13 protein-coding genes and 1 pseudogene are annotated in these 16,209 nt (G+C 63.7%); 11 read left to right on the plus strand and 3 right to left on the minus strand.

Features of this window, described 5'->3' with window-relative positions:
- Nucleotides 1-182 precede the first annotated feature (182 nt).
- From BM140_RS11290 to BM140_RS11300, 3 genes are all read left to right on the plus strand, one after another.
- Entirely contained in the window at nucleotides 183-860 is a 678-nt protein-coding gene (locus BM140_RS11290) for a hypothetical protein (RefSeq protein WP_244535389.1), read from the plus strand.
- Nucleotides 861-1,142: 282 nt separating this feature from the next.
- Nucleotides 1,143-2,309 carry a multidrug effflux MFS transporter gene (locus BM140_RS11295; protein ID WP_091945751.1) on the plus strand — a complete coding sequence of 389 codons (1,167 nt, stop codon included), beginning with the start codon at nucleotides 1,143-1,145 and terminating at the stop codon, nucleotides 2,307-2,309.
- Nucleotides 2,310-2,388: 79 nt separating this feature from the next.
- Nucleotides 2,389-2,901, plus strand: coding sequence for a DoxX family protein (locus BM140_RS11300; protein ID WP_091945693.1), 513 nt, complete (start codon nucleotides 2,389-2,391; stop codon nucleotides 2,899-2,901).
- On the opposite strand, the gene BM140_RS11305 is transcribed toward BM140_RS11300, so the two are convergent.
- On the minus strand, nucleotides 2,858-4,357 hold the full coding sequence (locus tag BM140_RS11305; protein WP_091945695.1) for an MFS transporter: 1,500 nt from the start codon (nucleotides 4,355-4,357) through the stop codon (nucleotides 2,858-2,860). The genes BM140_RS11300 and BM140_RS11305 overlap by 44 nt on opposite strands.
- Nucleotides 4,358-4,749: 392 nt before the next feature.
- On the opposite strand from BM140_RS11305, the gene BM140_RS11310 reads away from it, so the two are divergent.
- From BM140_RS11310 to BM140_RS25380, 4 genes and pseudogenes are all read left to right on the plus strand, one after another.
- Complete coding sequence (locus tag BM140_RS11310; protein WP_091945698.1) at nucleotides 4,750-5,655, plus strand: DUF3313 domain-containing protein; 906 nt, start codon at nucleotides 4,750-4,752, stop codon at nucleotides 5,653-5,655.
- Between the two features lie 231 nt (nucleotides 5,656-5,886).
- The gene (locus tag BM140_RS26255; protein ID WP_244535390.1) at nucleotides 5,887-6,579 is read left to right on the plus strand and encodes a DUF1796 family putative cysteine peptidase; all 693 of its coding nucleotides are present in this window, start codon (nucleotides 5,887-5,889) and stop codon (nucleotides 6,577-6,579) included.
- Nucleotides 6,580-6,581: 2 nt separating this feature from the next.
- Nucleotides 6,582-6,874: pseudogene (locus BM140_RS11320) on the plus strand (DUF3313 domain-containing protein); the annotation flags it as partial.
- Nucleotides 6,875-7,457: 583 nt separating this feature from the next.
- The gene (locus BM140_RS25380) at nucleotides 7,458-8,333 is read left to right on the plus strand and encodes a hypothetical protein (protein ID WP_131803792.1); all 876 of its coding nucleotides are present in this window, start codon (nucleotides 7,458-7,460) and stop codon (nucleotides 8,331-8,333) included.
- 477 nt (nucleotides 8,334-8,810) lie between these two features.
- On the opposite strand, the gene BM140_RS25385 is transcribed toward BM140_RS25380, so the two are convergent.
- Both BM140_RS25385 and BM140_RS11325 read right to left on the minus strand, forming a co-directional pair.
- Nucleotides 8,811-10,712: a GT-D fold domain-containing protein gene (locus tag BM140_RS25385; RefSeq protein ID WP_131803794.1), complete on the minus strand. Its 1,902-nt coding sequence runs from the start codon at nucleotides 10,710-10,712 to the stop codon at nucleotides 8,811-8,813.
- A gap of 220 nt (nucleotides 10,713-10,932) precedes the next feature.
- Nucleotides 10,933-12,798, minus strand: coding sequence for a cation:proton antiporter domain-containing protein (locus BM140_RS11325; RefSeq protein ID WP_091945701.1), 1,866 nt, complete (start codon nucleotides 12,796-12,798; stop codon nucleotides 10,933-10,935).
- A gap of 268 nt (nucleotides 12,799-13,066) precedes the next feature.
- On the opposite strand from BM140_RS11325, the gene BM140_RS11330 reads away from it, so the two are divergent.
- From BM140_RS11330 to BM140_RS11345, 4 genes are all read left to right on the plus strand, one after another.
- The gene (locus BM140_RS11330; RefSeq protein WP_091945703.1) at nucleotides 13,067-14,260 is read left to right on the plus strand and encodes an ATPase; all 1,194 of its coding nucleotides are present in this window, start codon (nucleotides 13,067-13,069) and stop codon (nucleotides 14,258-14,260) included.
- A gap of 21 nt (nucleotides 14,261-14,281) precedes the next feature.
- A complete protein-coding gene (locus BM140_RS11335; protein ID WP_091945706.1) occupies nucleotides 14,282-14,950 on the plus strand; it encodes a hypothetical protein in 669 nt (222 codons plus the stop codon).
- A 214-nt stretch (nucleotides 14,951-15,164) separates the two neighbouring features.
- Nucleotides 15,165-15,866, plus strand: coding sequence for a class I SAM-dependent methyltransferase (locus BM140_RS11340; protein WP_091945709.1), 702 nt, complete (start codon nucleotides 15,165-15,167; stop codon nucleotides 15,864-15,866).
- A 49-nt stretch (nucleotides 15,867-15,915) separates the two neighbouring features.
- The coding region (locus BM140_RS11345) for a transposase (protein WP_131803795.1) at nucleotides 15,916-16,209 on the plus strand (294 nt) is incomplete at its 3' end.

A 16,209-nucleotide genomic window follows, 5' to 3' on the forward strand; every position in this document is an offset into this window, starting at 1 on the left:
CGTTTCGGGGGTCTCAACGAGGGCCGCCTCGAACGGGCGATCACGGTTTCGCCGCGACCCTCCGAGATGATTCCACGGCTTTCCCGGAGCCGCAACCGGGACCGGCTGCCGGCGACCGCGCCGCGATGGCCGCAGGCGGCCCTCGGTTCTCGGAAAAGCCCCCACAGCTGAAGGCAGACGATATGACGACATCCGCGCGCATCTGGCTGGCCGCCTCCCTCGTCGGAGCGGGCCTCGCCGCCGCCCCCCTCGCGTGCGCCCCCGCGCTCGCCCAGAAGGCGGATGCGGGCAAGAAGGCCGCGCCCGCCCCCGCGGAAAAGGCTGCGGAGGCTCCCAAGCCCGTGGCGCTGACGCAGGCCCAGATCGACGGCGTGCTCGCGGCCCAGCCGGAACTCGCCAAGATCAACGCCGGCTCTCCCGACAAGCCCGACCCGAAGGCCGAAGCCAAGGCGCAGGAGGAGGCGGAGGCCATCGTGAAGCGCAACGGCTTCGCCAGCCTCGACGCGTTCCAGGATGCGAGCGAGAGCATCGACGCGGTGCTGGAGGGGATCGACCCGCAGACCAAGACCTATGTCGGCGTGACGCCGCTTCTGAAGAAGCAGCTCGCCGCGCTCGAGGCCAACAAGACCATGCCGGCCAAGGACAAGGCCGAGGCGGTCAAGGAATTGAAGGGCGCCATCGCCGCGGGCGAGCCCGGCGGCAAGCCGCCGGAGGGCAACATCGCCCTGGTGACGCAGAACTACGACAAGCTGAGCGCCGCGATGGGGCCGGACGAGGCCGGCGACGACAAGGATGCGTCCGGGAAAGACGCACCAGCGCCCGCGACGGATGGCGCGGGCAAGGCCGCCGGGAAGAAGTAGGAGGGAGGGTCCCCCCACTCCCCGCACGCGGGGAGTGGGGATGCGCGGGCGCCGGATCGGTCACTCGGCACCTGCCCAAGGCGGGAACGAACGCGGCGCGCCGTGTCTTTCCGCACCGACCTCGCCCGGCTCCGGTCCGCACAAGCGGCCCGGCTCCAGCGCCTCAAGGCATCCGACGTGACCTCATCCCCCCGGCCCGCTCCCGGCAGCGCGACGCCCGCCGCCGGGCCGCCCTGGGCGGGGCCGGGATTTGCCGAGTTCGTCGGCATCGTCGCGCTGATGATGGCGGTCACCGCCATGTCGATCGACAACCTGCTGCCGGCCTTCCCGCTGATCCAGCAGCGGTTTGCGGTTCAGGACGCCAACAGCCTCCAGCTCCTCGTCTACGTCTACATGATCGGCTTCGGGCTGGCGCAGATCGTATACGGACCCGTCTCGGACGCGCTCGGGCGGCGCAAGGTGCTGCTCGTGAGTCTGGCGATCTACGCCGCGGGATGCGGGCTCGCGATGGTGGCGCCGAGCTTCGAGTGGCTCCTGGCCTCCCGCGTCATCCAGGGCATCGGCGCGGCCGGCGGCCGGGTGCTCTCGACCGCCATCGTGCGCGACCGCTTCTCGGGCCGCGAGATGGCGAGCGTGATGTCGCTCATCATGATGGTTTTTCTGATTGTCCCGATGCTGGGCCCCGCCATCGGCGCGACCATGCTGCTGCTTGGCTCGTGGATCTACGTGTTCGTCTCGATGCTGGCCTTGGGCGGCATCCTCGCCCTGTGGTTCGCCGCGCGCATGCCGGAGACGCTGCACCCCGAGTTCCGCCGCCCGCTGTCGGTTTCGGCGACGATGCAGGCGCTCGGCACCGTTCTGCGCACCCGCGTCGCCATCGGCTACGCCACGGCGCTCGGGCTGATGACCGGCTGCATCATGGGCTATGTCGGCTCGGCCCAGCAGGTGTTCGACACCGGGCTCTACCACCTCGGGAGCCTGTTCCCGGTGGCCTTCGGGCTGGTGGCGGGCTCCATGGGCGCGGCGACCTTGGTCAATTCCCGCATCGTGCGGCGGCTCGGCATGCGCAGCCTGTCGCATGCGGGCGTCACCGCCTTCACCGCGGTCGGGCTGGTGCAGGTCGGGATCGGGCTGCACTACCAGGGGCAGCCGCCGATCGCCCTGTTCCTGGCGGTGCTGGCGCTCAACCAGTTCCTGATCAGCTTCGTCATGCCGAACTTCAATGCGCTGGCGCTCCAGCCGCTCGGCGCCATCGCCGGCACGGCCTCGTCCTTCCTCGGCTTCTACACGACGATGCTGGGCGCCTTCTGCGGCTGGCTGATCGGGCGCGCCTTCGACGGCACGGTGATGCCGGTGACGATCGGCTATGCGGGTTTGGGCGCGCTCGCGCTCGCCGTCGTGGCCTGGACCGAGCGCGGACGCCTGTATCGGGCAGGGATTTCCGGTTGATGGGCGGATCCGCTTAACCGGCGATTCAGCCTGACGGGACACCGTTCCGGGACGGCTTCTCCCACCTCGGAGCGTTCCCTTGTTCGGTTCTGCCCAGAACGGCGTCCTCCTCGCCGCCCGCCTCTTCATGGCCGCGGCCCTTCTGCCGACGGGGATCGCGCGGGCGCTCAACGTCTCGGGCTTCGCGCTCACGCTGGCGGGCGCCGGCTGCCCGGCCCCGAACGCGGTCGCGACGGCGGCGGTGATCGTGCAGGTGTTCGGGCCGCTGGCCCTGATCCTCGGGGTGATGCCGCGGATCACCGGGCTCGCCATGGCCGGCTTCGTGGCCGCCGTGGCCGCCGTGCTGCATCCCTTCTGGCAATATGTCGGCGGCAGCGCCGTGACCGAGCGGACCTTCTTCCTGGCCGATCTCGGGCTCGCCGGTGCCTTCCTGATGTACGCCGTGACCGGCCCCGGCGCCTGGAGCTGGCAGGGCTATTTTGCCCACTCGGGGGGTGGAACGGAGCCGGTGCGGGCCCCGGCGCGGGCGCCCGCGAAGAAGGCCCCGGCTAAGCGCGCGGGCGGCCGGGCCCCGGCCCGGGCGGCGGCGTAAGCGGCTGCAGCGTCGAGACCGAGCCGTCGCCGGGCCGCGCAACCGCGCCCGGCCCGGCCTCCTCGCCGCGGATGCGGCGCTGACCGGAGACCTCGGCCCCCGCATCCGGCGCGAGGCGACGGAACACGAAGAACGCGCCCGTCGAGATCAGCGCGACGGCGAGGAATGCGAGGCGGAAGTCGCCCGCCTCGATCCCCGAATGGCCGTGCCAGGCGGCGGCGCCTTCGAGCGCCAGCGCGCCGATGGAGACGCCGAGGCTGAGCGAGAGCTGCTGGGCGACGCTGGCGAGGCTGGTGGCCGCGCTCATCTCCCGCTGTTCGAGATCGGCATAGGCGATGGCGTTGACGCAGGTGAATTGCAGCGAGCGCACGCAGCCGCCGAGCAGCAGCACCGACACGATGATCCAATGCGGCGTCTGCGCGGTGAACAGCCCGTTGACCGCCAGGAAGGCCGCGGCGACAAGCGCGTTGGTCACCATCACCCGGCGGAAGCCGTAGGTCCGCAGGATGCGCGGGCCGATGATCTTGATCAGGAGCGCTCCCGCGGCGGCGGCAAAGGTGATGAGCCCCGAATGCAGCGGATCGAGCCCGAAGCCGATCTGCAGCATCAGGGGCAGCAGGAAGGGGATCGCCCCGGTGCCAATGCGAAACAGGCTGCCGCCCGTGACCGCGGCGCGGAAGGTCGGATAGCGCAGGAGATCGAGGCGGATCAGCGGATGGTCCGTGCGCCTCGCATGGCGCAGATAGAGTGCCATCAGCACCGCGCCCGCACCCATGCAGCCCCAGGACACGCCGTCGGGCAGGAGATGGCGCCCGGTCGCTGCGAAGCCGAGCATCATCAGGGCGAGGCCCGCCCCCGAGAGCAGGAAGCCCGGCAGGTCCAGCGGCGGGCGCTCGGCCTCGCGGATGTCGCCGATGTAGAGCGTCGCCAGAACGATGCCGGCCAAGCCGATCGGGATGTTGATGAAGAAGATCCAGCGCCAGTCGGCATAGGTGGTGATGAAGCCGCCCAGCGGCGGCCCGAGGATTGGGCCGATCAGGGCGGGGATCGTCAGGTAGGCCAGCGCCCCGACCAGCTCGGATTTCGGCACGGAGCGCAGGATCACGAGCCGCCCGACCGGCACCATCATGGCCCCGCCCATGCCTTGCACGAAGCGGGCGGCGACGAAGCCGAGGAGCGAGTTGGAGGCCGCGCAGGCGAGCGAGCCCGCCATGAACACGCAGAGGGCTGCACGAAAGACGTTGCGGGCCCCGTAGCGGTCGGCGGCCCAGCCCGACACGGGAATGAAGATCGCCAGGCTCACGAGATAGGCGGTGAGCGCGAGCTTGAGCGCGATCGGGTCCTCGTTCAGGCTCGCCGCGATGGCCGGCAGCGCCGTGGCGATCACCGTGGAATCGGTGTTCTCCATGAACAGGGCGGTGGCGACGACGAGGGGGACGATCTGGGCAGGACGCATCGGCGGAGACAAGCGCGGGACGGGCGTTTCGGTTGCACCGCTCAAGGGATGGCGCCAAGGGCCAAGCCATAGGGCCGGGCCAAAGCGCGCCCCGTGATCGTAGGGACCACCGGCGATGCGTCATGATCATCACCGGGGGGATCAGCGGCCTCGCTGCGAGCCGGGGTCTGAAGGCGAGGCGAGGGCGGCCGATCCAAACGATCGCCCGGAAACATCGTTGCCCAACGGTCACAGAGCGGCGGATACGCCCCGGCAGAGCCCACGGGCGATCACCTCGTCCTTCCGGCTTAACCTCTCTATGGCTAGGCTTGGCGTACGAGACGAAACAACCCTTTCCGCTTCTGGCGGGACGGCGCTCCCGCGCCGGCCCCGTTCCTCCGCGAAAGAGACTGATGCTGCTGCGGTCGCAATTCTCCCGCTCCTCGCTCCGGGCGGCGCGCCTCGGGCTGGCCACCGCCACGGTGGCCGGCGCGCTCGGCCTGCTCACCGGCTGCGGCGACGTGGTGCTCACCGACGGGCGCACGCTGACGCGCGCCGACCAGTTCGTGACGAGCGACGCCGTCGCCTCCGAATCCAAGCTGTTCATCGACCCGACCCTGCCACAGACGGTCCGCACCGTGCGGATCGTGCCGACGGTGTTCACCGAAGCCGTATCGGGCCCCGGCCTCAACGCGGTGGAGCGGCGCCTCGTCGCCAACGCCGCCGACCGGGCGCTCTGCTACGATCTCTCGCTGCGCTACGACATCGTCTCCTCCGGCCCCGCCGACCTGACGGTGCGCTCGGCGATCACCCGCATCGACCTCACCAACGTGCCGGCCTCGGGTGCCACCATCGCGGCCTCGACGGCGATCTCGGTGGCCGGTCAGGTGGGGGTCGGCTTCGCCAACTCGATCGGCAAGATTCCGGTGCCCCGGGTGCCGATCGGGCTCGGCAGCCTGACGATCGAAGCGGAGGCGATCGACGCACGCAAGCGCCAGCGCGCCGCGATGATCTGGGGTGGGGCGTCCAACGCCTTCACCAACCAGGCCCGGTTCTCCGCGGCCTCCGACGCCTACGACCTCGCGGGCGAGTTCGGCCAGGATTTCGGCTCCTACCTCGCCACCACCAAGGACCCGTTCCGGGGCGAGATGCAGATTCCGACCTACGACCGCATCCGCGTGACCACGCTGGGCGAAGCCCCCCTCGATCCCGATTGCAACGCCTTCGGCCGCGCGCCGGGCATCGACGGCATCCTCGCCGACATGATCGGCCTGCCACCCGAGTGGACGGACAAGGGGCCGGCCACAGTAAGGCCGTAACGAAACTCACCCTCAGGGACTCGTGCGATCGGCTCCCTCGCATTGAGACAGAGGCGCCAGCGGTTGACACGAATCCTTGTTGATCCGCCCGTCTCTTTCAGGCCATGACTCGGTGCCGAACATATCATCAAGCTCTGACCGAGCCCGCGCGCCCGAACGGAAGCCAGGAGAGGCCGGGAGTTTTATGCAATGCTCGCGGTATATGTACAATATCACAGTTAGGCGAGTATCATGATGTCGTATCACATTGTCAGCATCGGAGGAAACTGTCAGCCCGCCCATCAAATCCGGAGACATACCGGCAAGACGGAAGCGAACGTGTTCGACTGGCTGATGATCGAGCTGCGTGACGTTGCGCGTTTGATCGACAATGATTTCGTCGAATTTCTCGAACTGTCAAATCTTCAATATGTTAGAACCCCCTTTCGCCACGTCTTAGATCAGGCATCTTTAGCAAAATTCGTTCACGATTTCAAATTCAGCCTAGAGCCGCGCGATCAGTACGAAAATGTCCGTTCAAAGTATGACTATCTGATCAAAAGGTGGCGCGAGACCATGGAGCGCGACGAGACGATCGTCTTCGTTTGGCTCGGTGCGGCGACCGATCGAGATCTTCACCTTCTTGAACAATCGATCTCGATACGCCGGAAGAGCAAGCCCTTCCTGATCGCTGCGCTCACCACCGGCCTGCCGCCCGGGCGCAAGTCCGCGCGGATTGTCTGCTTCGATATCGCCCAACCAGATCCCTACGTCTGGAAAGGTGACGACATGGAGTGGGAGGCTGTATTACAAACCCTTCCGGCGGAGTTGCAGGCTGCAGCGGCGGCCACAACCAACCACGGGCCGATCGGTACGGAAACTCTCGGTAGACCCAAAGTCTTCGACCCGCTTGAGGATGCGATTCGGGAACGCGCGTCGCGGTGACCTTGGGCGGAGCGGCCAACGCCTTCATCAATCAGGTCCGCTTTTCCGCGGCCTACGACCTCACCGGCGAGTTCGGCCAGGGTTTTGGCTCCTACCTCGCCACCACCGAGGACCGCTTCCGGGGCGAGATACAGATTTCGACCTGCGACCGTATCCAGGTGACCACGCTCGGCGAAGCCCCCTCGATTCCGATCGTGCCGCCTTCGGCCGCGCGCTGGGCATCGACGGCATCCTCGGTTACATGATCGGGCTGCCGCCGGATTGGACGGACAAGGGACCGGCGCCGACTCGATGAACGCGCCCTCGTTGGAGGCTCGCGCGAGAAGAATCGGGCCGACGGCTGAGGTGAAACAGCTCGATTGCGGCACGATCGCTCTGCAAGACCTCGACAAGTCGGTCAGCGGCTCGTCCGGAAGCATTGAGCTAAGACAGCGACAGCCCATGGCGTTCTCGAACTTGGCCCGGAATGTGGCCCCAACGCCCTACCGCGGGTGGCTCATGAACAGAAAGCGCATCCCAAGAGATCCCCAAGCAAGCGAACCCCGAGGCCAGGCCGCTCATCATCTTGGATATTCGCTTTTCAAATCCACCGGCAAATCATTTGGCACCTGGGATTTGGAAGGCCATATCGCCATAATCAGCACCCGCTTCGGTTTCCGGTGCGATCGAAACGGAGGCCATTGCCTCCCTCAAACTGGACCCGTGAGCCGATGTTGTAGTACGAATGACGCCCTATGGTTGATAGGTCTTTAATCCTAATTTCTGAAATGATCAGTTCCCTAAGCCGAAGCTGATGTAACAAGCAAGTCGAAGCCCCACTTCGCCATCGCCGCTCACTCACCATCTCAATACAACTTTCACGGCAAGGATCGACTGCCATGAGTCACGCAAGTAAGGATATGACAGAAGGATATCTTACCTTAGCGGTGGGGCGTGAAAATTATCTGCGGATGTGCATCAACTTAGCCATCTCAATAAAGATCAACGATCCGAAACGCCGCACGTGCTTGGCCGTTGGGAAAAGTCTCCTCAATGAGGCGATATTAACTGAGATAGACAGCGTTTTTGACGATCGCATTGAAATCGAAGAAACCAATTTAGAAGGCGTTGAATATAAGATGAATTCGTACAAATATAGTCCATATACAAGAACGATGTTTGTGGACGGAGACGTTCTTCTCGCCAAGAAAGACATCGATGCGATCTGGGACAAACTGAGAGGTTCACCGTTCAGCTTCGTAGGTAAGAAAACGACCTCGGGCTTTTGGCGTGTAAATATAGATAACATCATATCGACACTAGGCATTGAATTCGTCGCCGAGGGCAATTGCGGAGTTTACTATTTTGAAAAGAGTGAAATGTCACAGAAGGTTTTTATTTCGATGCGCGAACTCTTTTCCAATCATAAGGAAATCATTACAACCATCCATCATGGCAAAGGCTATTCCATTGAGCCGATATTCGGCTCTGCGTGTGGAATTCACAATATCGAGCCATTTCCGCAGAAAACACGCAAAGGCCTACAATGGCATTTTACGACAATAAAAGGGTCCGATTTCAATCTAGACGTCCGGCGCGGTGTATGCTCATTCTTGAAGGGGGGCGTTGAAGTGAGCCCCACCTTCATACATTTTCCTGGATTGAATCTCAGCGGAAAATCTCATGTGGATCACGTTTATGCCAAAGCTGTCGCAGACATGATTGGCAGAGATACCGTCCCAGATATTTCCGACCGAGTCGAACCGAAATTATGATTCTGGACTGCTCGTTCATGAAGTTCATGCAATAAGATCGAGACTCCGCGTAAAGGAAGGACCAGGCTAAGAGCCGACCAGCGTCGGATTGCCCCTTCCCAGCAGTTCACATCATGCTTCGATCTCGCCCGTGACGAGGAGCCAGACGGGGATTTTGATCGTGGAGGAGCCCGTCGCTATCGGGGCCAACTGCACGTGGACGCGAAGCATGATCGCTTCTTCGACATCGCTGGCTCTCGTCAGGCAACCGGAGACCAGCAGCGCCCGTTGGGGCCGCAAGACACATTCCAAAGGAAGCCGGCCACGGCATGCCGCGGCCGAAGGTATCGTAGGCTGGATATAAGAACGACGCCGCACTCACCTTGACCGGCTCCGCGACGTCGGTCTGTGCGTCGGCGGCCGAGCGCTTCTCCGGCAAGTCGGTCTCCTTCTGATCGCCAATCCCGTGCTCCGATCGAGCGCCATTTAGCAATAAAATCATTCTGGATTGATTTTTGACTTTATCTTTTTGAGTGCGCCGGCAACTCTTTTGTGCCCAGCCCAAATGTCAAAAACGCCGCCGATATCAATCGCAATGCCACCTTTTTTCTTGATTGTATCACAGTACAACTTTCCGAGAACACCAGCTCCGACAAGAAAAATTGCACCTTGATATGGAACGGAGATTTCTTTGCTAATCTTCGCAAAAACGTCTGGATAATGTGCGTCCACTTTCTCTTTATCTTCCGCGTACCTGACCTCTTCTGGCACGAAATAAGTAATGACACGGCCGACATTGAACCGCTCCCGAACAAAAGGCTCCACCGCTCGCGGAGTAATAAGGCCAACGAAATCTTGATTGGAAAGGATTTCGTCAAATCGATCTTCATATAAAGTATTATGATGGACATTCGCGCTACAGAACTTCGCATATCCATTCCATAATAAATATTCGCTTACATGACGGCGAGGCATTCCGAATTTGTTTCCAATGTTTGACTGGAAATGCATACCAATCACGTCCGCACTGCGGATTGCTGAGACGAGCCCTGCTCGAATATTCCGCACATCAGTGGGCGAGATCTTGTTATGACCGAACCAGAATCGGGTTATTTTTTCGATTTCATCCGTCGTCGTCGTATCGTCGAAACCCAGGACGTAACCCTCTCCGTCACCAATACGCAAAAGACTGAACGGCTTCTTCGCCTCAATCGCTTGCTTAACTTCTGCTACAGCCTCGTCATCACTGATGTAAGAGTCTTTGTCTATAGGCAGTGGATACCTAGCTTCATGCTGAATGCTTTCACCTAGCAATTTGTCCTGTCTGGAATTTATTGCAATAATATGATCATCAAATTTTCTATAGTCGATTTCCAGCTTCTGCAGCGAATCGATAGCAGCAACTCTTTGCTCTAAGTTTGCGGTGCGAACGTTCATCAAGATCCAATTTGACCATCGCAGCAAATCATACAACGCAGGCAGGTCTGATGGCGCCACTTGGTTGAGCGATACCTCAACAAATCTTTGCTTAGAAGCGATACCCGCTGAAAGGATGGACTTATGAGCATCACTGATCGATTGAGGATACGAAAATTTAATTTTACGTACCGCTCTCAAACTATCGATTGTATCTCTCAAAGGCGACGCAATATCACCTGGGATAGAGATAAAATCCGCATGCATCGGCAGTTGCTGAAGCATAAGCTGAGGCGTAAGCTGAGCCAACGCGGCAGAACCCCGATTTTGTTGAGTTGCTAGCCAGTATCTCGGCCAAAGCCCAGAAGATTTTACCGACAGCATCCCCAGCATGTCCGCAAAATCGACTGACAAACTTCTTTCGACAGCTTCAAATTTTTTGAAATTCCTCGAATTAAGATCTGCATACGCCTGATAGGCGTACTGACTACTTTCTGAAAAGCTTCCAAGCTTAAGCGCTACTGCCGCTGCCAATAGATTTAGTGGGGGCCGATCGTCAACTGCAGCTAATCCGTCGCGCAGGATCATCAAAGCCGCTGCAAAAGCCTCCTTCTCGATCAAAATTTGTGCTAAAAGAATGTACGCTTCTACTTTGTTGGGAAACAATTTTATAGATTCTTTAGCACAATCAACGGCCTGAACGTCATTCCCAATTTTCTTGTAATTACTTGCGAGCATCAACCGCATCCTGAGAGAATGGGGGTCATCGCGCAACGATTCGATGATATAACGGTTTGCATCTTCAAAACGTCCGACATTGATCAGAGCCCCGATCAATTGCCTGCGCGGCTCGGCATTGCCTCTATCAAGTAACAACCAGTTTTCAAGATGAATTATAGCAAGGTGATAATGCTTTTTCTCAATAGCTTCCAAGGATTTACGCTCCACCTCGGAGCTTCGAAGCACGTCTTCAGCATGATTCATTTACATATCCCTTTCCGACAACCTCAACCGCGCAAGCAGTGCCTTGATTTTGGTGCTCGAGTTCGGATTCAGAACGATGTTTCTGATCCTTGTGCTGCCTTTGCATTTTCTGAAAGTCGCCAGCTAGGTTCCAAGCCGGTGCTATAGCAGAGCATGACGAACTTGCCGAAAACGGCATTCTCCCGCGCATAGTCAGCGGCACCGAGATTGAGTCTCAGCGTTAAGCGGTTCGGCTCACATGCCCAACGGGCTTGACGGGTTCAGTTTCCTTACCAACCGTACGGCGGGCGCGGAAGGCCGGGCGCTGGTCCGTCTCCTTGCGCTTGAGCATGGTGCGGAATTCGTCGCGGCGCTCGTGGATCGAGGCGATGACGTGGCCCATCGGCACGCCGACATCGACGAGCACCGCCTCCGAGAGCTGAAGCGAGGCCTCGATCGTCTCCGGCACCGCGTCGGTCACGCCCATCTCGTAGAGCTGGGTGGCGTGGCGCGCGTCGCGGGCGCGGGCCACGACGGTCAGGTCCGGCCGCTCGGCGCGGGCAGCCTGCACCACCGCCTCGACCGCGCTCGGATTGTCGAGGGTGACGACCAGCGCGCGGGCCGTGGCGATGTCGCAGCGGCGCAACATCTCGGTGTTGGCGGAATCTCCGAAATAGACCGGGCTGCCGAGCCGCCGCTGTTCGGCGACGCGGGCCGGGTCGGCGTCGAGGGCGAGATAGGGGATGTCGTGGCGCTTGAGCATCTCGCCGACGAGCCGCCCGACCCGGCCGTAGCCCGCGACGATCACCCGGTTCTGCACCGCCTCCGGCACCGGTTCGGCCCGGGCCCGGCCGAGCTGCGCGCTCGACACGCGCCGCCCGACGCGGCGGCCCAGCACCGCGAGCGCGGGGATGGCGATCATGGTGACGGTGGTGACGATCAGCGCCGCCCCGCCGACCGGCTCCGGCACCAGTCCGGCGATCATCGCGCCGCCGATGAGCACGAAGGCGAACTCGCCGCCGGGTCCGATCAGCAGCGCCGTCTCCAGGGCGACCGGCCGGGGTATCTTCATGAATCGGGCGCCGGCCCACAAAACCGCGCCCTTGATGACGAGGAGGCCGAGCGCCAGGCCGAGGATCGCGCCGGGCGCGGCCAACAGCTGCGCCGGATCGAGGCTCATCCCGACCGAGACGAAGAACACCCCGAGCAGGAGCCCCTTGAACGGATCGATCGTCGCCTCGATGGCGCGGCGATACTCGGTCTCGGCGAGCAGCAGACCGGCCACGAAGGCGCCGAGCGTCATCGACAGCCCGCTGGCGGCGGCCACCAGCGCCGTCGCCACGATGACGAGGAGGCAGGCCGCCATGAACAATTCGGGCGAGCGGGTCAGCGCCACGAGGTGGAACAGCGGGCGCAGGGCCACGCGGCCCGCCACCACGATGAGGGCGAGGGCGATGGCCGCCTGACCGAGCGCCACGGCGAGCGCCGCGCCGAGATTGCCGCCGTCGTTGCGGCCGAGCACGGCGATGGCGAACAGGATCGGCGCCACCGCCAGATCCTGAAACAGCAGCACCGCGAAGCTGGTGCGGCCCGCGGGCGTGCCGAGCCGCTTCTGCTCGGCCAGAACGGGCAGCACCACCGCGGTCGAGGACAGGGCGAGGCCGAGCCCGACCAGCACCGCGCCCGCCACCGGCTGATCGAGGGCCACGAGGATCGCGGCGATGATGGCGGCCGAGGCGATCACCTGGATCGAGCCGAGGCCGAACACGAGCCGCCGCAGCACCCGCAGGCGCTCCCAGGACAGCTCGACCCCTATCATGAACATCAGGAAGATCACGCCGAATTCGGCCAGATGCGCGATCTCCGAGCGGCTGCCGATGGTGACGAGGCCGAGCCAGGGATGGGTCTCGGAAAAGCGCCCGAGGCCGAACGGCCCCAGCAGCGCGCCCGCGCCGATGAAGCCGAGCACCGGGCTCACCCGCAGGCGGTGGAACAGCGGCACCACCACGCCCGCGGTGACGAGGAAAAGGATCGCCTCCTTGTAGCCGCCGGCATGCGCGCCGGCTTCGGCGGCGATCTGGGTGGCAGCCTGCACGGGAGCGGTCATCGGGAGGTGCGTATGCCTGTCGGTGAGGATCGGGGGCTTGTCGGAAGGTTCGCTCGCATCATGGGCGGCGGGTCCACGCGGGGGCAACCGCTTTCATCCCGCCCACGCCGACCGGGACGAAGAATTTCGCGCTGCGGCAATCGGTACGCCGTCGTCCACCGATGATCGGGGCAGCCGGCACAACTTCGGCACAATGCAAGCTTACGCTTGAGTAACGCGATGTTAGGAAATGGCCGGTTCGCCGCCCCGCAGAGGCCCGTCGAGATCCATGTTCAGGAAGTCGCCGAACCGGGAATTCCAGCGCGAGCGGCGCGAATGGGCCCTCGACCAGAGCCGCTGGAAGCACGAGCGCGACGTCGAGCGCGGCTACCGGATCAAGTGGGGCTATGTCGGGATCGCCTATCTCGTCGAGTTCATGGTGATCGGCGCCTCGCTGGCGGGCGCGTGGCTGTTCGCGGACTATTACAGCGACGGCGACGCCCGCGCCTTCTACTTCATGCTGCTGGCCCCGCTGGTCTACGCCGCGGTCGAGCTGTGCCGCGTGCCGCTCGGCATCCTGGCCCGGACCCAGCGCTCGTGGTTCGTGAAGGGGCTCGCGATCATCGGCATCGTCTTCGCCGCGGGCGTGACGACGAAGTCGGTGTCGCAGCTCGGCGAGATGATGTTCCATCCCCGCCTGATGGACGCGGCCAAGGCCAAGACCGCCCTCAAGGACGCCCAGGCCGACCGCGACAGCATCGACACCCGGATCAGCGCCGCCAATGCCCGCGTCGAGCAATACGCGGGTGAGCTGGAGCAGATCGAGAAGCGCTCGGCGGAGAACGCCTCGCAGCTTGCGGGGCTTCCGGCGCAGCGCTGCGAGCGCGTCTACGGCACCAACAGCCGGGGCGTGCGCTACTCGAACCTGAAATGCGTCACCGACCCGCGCACCGCGACGCTCAACGCGGCGGTGGCCAAGGCCGGTACCGACCGGGGCGCCGTCGTCAAGGAGCTGGAGGAGGCGCGCAAGGCCCGCGGCCTGCTCGACCGGGGCGCCGCCGACCGCAAGGTGGCCGATGCCGAGCAGGCCTACCGCAACGCGGTCAACCGCTCGCAGCTCCACTCCTTCACCGCCATGGTCTACGGCGTCGATCCGATCGAGGTGAGCGACGCGCAGGTGCACGCCTTCCTGCGCATCTTCGTGTTCGTGCCCGCGCTCTGCGCCGCCTTCGCCTCGACGATCCTGGCGCTCTCGGCGGTCTCGGTGCGCAAGACCTTCATGGACGAGGACGATCTCGGCGCCGCCGTCAGCGCGGAGGCCGCCCCCTATCTCCTGTCCACGGTCGCCGAGACCGTGCGCCAGGAGATCGCGAACAATCCGCTGCGGCCGGCTTCGCGGGAGGGCTCGGTGATCCCGCTGGATCGACGCACCGCCCCGACCGTGCCGCCGGCCCCGCCCGCCCCCGTGCCGGCTTCCGCGTAACCGTCCGACGAGTCTCCTGTCATGAGCATCCTCACCGACGGCACGCACGAGAACATCGTCCTGGCCCAGAACGTGAACGGCCGGCTGCGCGCCGAGGCGCGCATGCTCTCCGCCCGCGCCTTCCTGCTGCGGGCGACCGGGGCGGGCGTCTTCCTGGCGCTCGCCGGGGCCGGCTTGGGCGCCGCCTCCTACGGCTACGCGTATATGAACCAGTTCGACACGGCCGCGGAGAAGATCGCGGGCGCGATGCAGGCAGCGCTTGCGAACGTGACGCTCAAGACCCAGGGCGAGGTGACGCTGACCGACAACGTGCTGAAGCTGGAGCAGCCCCCCGCGCCGCAATCGGCCGTGGCGGAGGTGGCGGCTCAGGCCAAGGAGAAGGAAGGCGGATTCGACACCACGACGACCTACACGCTGTTTAAAAGCGTTGCATACCTGAATGGTGACGTCATCACCGGATGGAACTACCTGAAGAACAGCAAGGTACCAGAGAGCCAGTACTGCTATTATCGTGCGGAAAACAGCATCTTCAGCACCGAGGTGAAGCAGATCAACATCGCACTCAACGGCCAACTCGCCAAGCAGGTCGGCAACGAGTACAATCTCGAAGAGATGAGCAAGCGCTGCATCTGGTTCAACGGCGGCAAGCCGACCGGAAGCGGCAAGTCGGCCGACGCTGCCAAGCGCTGAGAGCCGGTGCGCCTCCGCGCCCCGACGTCCCGCCGGTTCCGAGCCGCGGCTCATCCGATCTTGCGATCGGCCGGTGCCGGTCCGGCGCAAGCCACGCCCGGCAGTCCGTCGCCGTTCGCACGCGACGGGGCGTGACCGGCGCCTTGAAATCGGTTGGGTCCGGGCGATACTCCCGTCGTCGCGGGTGGCAGCGCCCGCCGGACCGGGGCACAGCATGCGCGAGAAGGACACCGACGGCACGGCAGCGGAGCCCGCCTTCCGGTTCATCGACCCGCCGTTCCAGTTCAACTCGCCGAAGGTCGCCGTCTACCCGACCGAGGTGACCGGCCACTACATCCTGCGCAAGATGGCCCACCGCCTCGGCTGGTCCTCCCTCGCGGGCAAGCGCGTGCTGGATTTCGGATGCGGCGTCCGTTCGGTCCGGACGATCGTCAACCTCGGCCTGCCGATCGGGCGCTATGTCGGCGTCGACGTGAACAAGGCCTCGATCGCGTGGTTGTCCGAGCACGTGGAGGACAAGCGCTTCGGGTTCCTGCACATCAACGACGCCAACACGATGTACAATCCGAAAGGCACGGCCGGCGACGGCCACGACGCCCTCGAAACCCTGACGGACGAGCGGTTCGATGTCGTCCTGGCCTATTCGGTCATGACGCATCAGCAACCGGATGGCTTCGAGCGCATCGCCTCCGTCCTGCGGCGCGTGCAAGCCCATGGCGGCGCGTTCTACTTCACAGGCCTCCTGTCCGACGAGCCGCAGGACTTCGCCGAGCAGGCCGCCAACCCGGGCGGGTTCTGCGTGTACAATCGGGTCTATCTCCGCTCGCTGCTCGACAAGGCCGGATGGCGGGTCGAGGCGATGTGGGACGGCGAGGATCATTATCAGCAGCCCGCCGTGCTCTGCCGGCCGGTCTAAGAGCGCCTAACAGAACGGCACGAAGCGGTGGATGGTGCGTTGGTGGGGCATGGCTCGCGCTCTGCTTCCCGACGATCTCTGGACGGAGATTGCCCCGCTCCTGCCGCCGCCTCGGCCGCGCCCGAAGGGCGGACGGCCTCCGATCGACAATCGGGCGGCGCTGACCGGCATCCTGTTCGTGCTGCGCTCCGGCCTACCCTGGGAGATGCTACCGGCCGAGATGGGCTGCGGGAGCGGCATGAGTTGCTGGCGGCGTCTGCGCGACTGGCAGGCAGCCGGCGTGTGGGCGCGGCTGCATCAGGTCCTGTTGGAGCGCCTGCACGCGGCCGGTGAGATCGACTGG

Source organism: Methylorubrum salsuginis (genome assembly GCF_900114375.1).
In the GTDB taxonomy this organism is placed as follows: domain Bacteria; phylum Pseudomonadota; class Alphaproteobacteria; order Rhizobiales; family Beijerinckiaceae; genus Methylobacterium; species Methylobacterium salsuginis.